Annotated in this window: 3 protein-coding genes; 1 reads left to right on the top strand and 2 read right to left on the bottom strand. The window is 73.3% G+C overall.

Annotation, left to right across the window (positions count from 1 at the left end):
• Positions 1-437 (bottom strand): rhodanese-like domain-containing protein (locus H5J33_RS33155; RefSeq protein WP_181798407.1); only part of this gene is annotated, 437 nt, incomplete at its 3' end.
• Between the two features lie 95 nt (positions 438-532).
• On the opposite strand from H5J33_RS33155, the gene H5J33_RS33150 reads away from it, so the two are divergent.
• Positions 533-979, top strand: a complete 447-nt coding sequence (locus tag H5J33_RS33150; RefSeq protein ID WP_059248055.1) for an Lrp/AsnC family transcriptional regulator — start codon at positions 533-535, stop codon at positions 977-979.
• Between the two features lie 469 nt (positions 980-1,448).
• Here the strand turns inward: H5J33_RS33150 and H5J33_RS33145 are convergent.
• A partial coding sequence (locus H5J33_RS33145) for an SbcC/MukB-like Walker B domain-containing protein (RefSeq protein ID WP_309485545.1) occupies positions 1,449-1,973 on the bottom strand: 525 nt, incomplete at its 5' end.

The following is a 1,973-nucleotide window of genomic DNA, read 5'->3' as shown; positions in this document are numbered from 1 at the left end:
TCGGCGTCCCGGCGGGCCGGGCCCTGCCAGGTCTCGTAGGCGAAGCCCTCGCGCGCCCAGTACTCGAAGCCGCCGAGCATCTCCTTGACCCGGTAGCCGAGTTCGGCGAGGGCGAGCGCGGCGCGGGTGGCGCCGTTGCAGCCGGGGCCCCAGCAGTACGTGACCACGGGCACGGCCTTGTCGAGGAGCCCTTCGGCCTGCTCCGGGACGAGCGCGGTCGGCAGGTGGACGGCGCCGGGGACGTGGCCCTGGTCCCAGGAGGCGGTGGAGCGGGTGTCCACGACGACGAAGCCGGGGTCGCCGCCGGCCGCGAGCGCGGCGGCCACGTCGGAGACGTCGGCGTGGAAGGCGAGGCTCGCCCGGAAGTAGGCGGCGGCCTCGGCGGGGGCGGCGGGGGCGACACGCAGGACGGGGTTCTCGGAAGCGGTGCTGATCATGACTGGAAATCTACGGTCCGCGGGCCACGGCCCTGAAGGACCGATCCACGGCCTTCCCCTTGTCCCGCCGGGGTTTTCCCTGCTATCCATCCGGGATGACCGTGTATTCCCCGGACGCCACCGACTGGCGCATCCTCGAAGTCCTCCAGCGCGACGGACGCTCCAGCTACGCCGAGCTGGCGCGCGCCGTGTCCATGTCGCCGAGCGCCGTCACCGAACGGGTCCGGCGGCTGGAGGAGGCGGGCGTGATCCAGGGGTACGCGGCGGTGGTCGACCCCGAGCGGCTGGGCCTGCCGATCCTGGCGTTCGTGCGGCTGCGCTATCCGAACGGCAACTACAAGCCCTTCCACGACCTGGTCGCGGCGACCCCCGAGATCCTGGAGGCGCACCACGTCACGGGCGACGACTGCTTCGTCATCAAGGTCGCCGCACGGTCGATGTCCCACCTGGAGGAGGTCTCCGGGCGGATCGGCGCGCTGGGCTCGGTGACCACCAGCGTGGTGTACTCCTCCCCCTTGCCGCGCCGCCCTCTGGGCCGCTAGCCCCGGTGGCGATCGGCTGCCCTCCTGGCCCACCGTCCAGGGGTACGTCCGCGTGTGCGGTGGGGACGTACGGCATGCCGGGCGTCTGTGGAAGAAGGCGGAAGCCGCCATGGCTCCGCCCGGCACCCGGTCCCAGCGCCGCCACGTGCTGCCGCAGTACATCCGCGAGCCGTTCGAACTCCTGGACGCCATGCGCGCGCTGCGGTTCGCCCACGGCAACAGGACGCTGCGCGAGCTGGAGGCGGCGGCCACCGAGAACGGCGTCGGCTTCCTGCCGCGCAGCTCACTGAGCGCGGTCCTCAGCGGACAGCGGAAGCCCTCCAGGACCCTGCCGCTCACCTTCGTGAGACCGCGGTGGCGGCACCGGGCGGTGCTCCGTCGAGCCCCGCGGCCGTACCCGCTCCCCGTCGCGCCCCACGGAACCCGGCCCGGCCGATACACACGACTCCGGCCGGGGTTCGCGCCCCGGTCAGACGCCCCGTTGCCGCAGGGAAGAGCCCGAGCGGCCCTTCACGACCTCCAGTTGGGCGTGGATCCGCCGCCGCAGGTCGGCGACGTGGCTGACGATGCCCACGCTGCGGTCGCGTTCGCGCAGACCGTCCAGGACGTCCAGCACCTCGTCCAGGGTCTGGTCGTCCAGGCTGCCGAACCCCTCGTCGATGAACAGGGTGTCGAGGCGGACACCGCCGGCCTCCTCGGTGACGACGTCGGCGAGGCCGAGGGCGAGCGCGAGGGAGGCGAAGAAGGTCTCCCCGCCGGACAGGGTCGCGGTGTCCCGTTCCCGTCCGGTCCAGGCGTCGACCACGTGCAGGCCGAGCCCGCTGCGTCCGCGCCCGGTGCGGTCGTCGGAGTGGACGAGGGTGTAGCGGCCGGACGACATGCGCTGGAGGCGGACGGTCGCGGCGGCGGCGACCTGCTCCAGCCGGGCCGCCAGGACGTACGACTCCAGGCGCATCCTGTGTTCGTTGTCGGCGGAGGTGCCCGCGGTGAGGGC

The sequence above is a fragment of the Streptomyces sp. WELS2 genome (genome assembly GCF_013870595.1).
Taxonomy (GTDB): Bacteria; Actinomycetota; Actinomycetes; order Streptomycetales; family Streptomycetaceae; genus Streptomyces.
The sequence above is the reverse complement of the archived record's forward strand: the minus strand, read 5'-3'. Positions and strand labels throughout refer to the sequence as shown.

Bases quoted from the DNA above. Each gene is read 5' to 3' on its own strand.
- H5J33_RS33150 (WP_059248055.1), top strand. From the start codon at position 533: ATGACCGTGTATTCCCCGGACGCCACCGACTGGCGCATCCTCGAAGTC.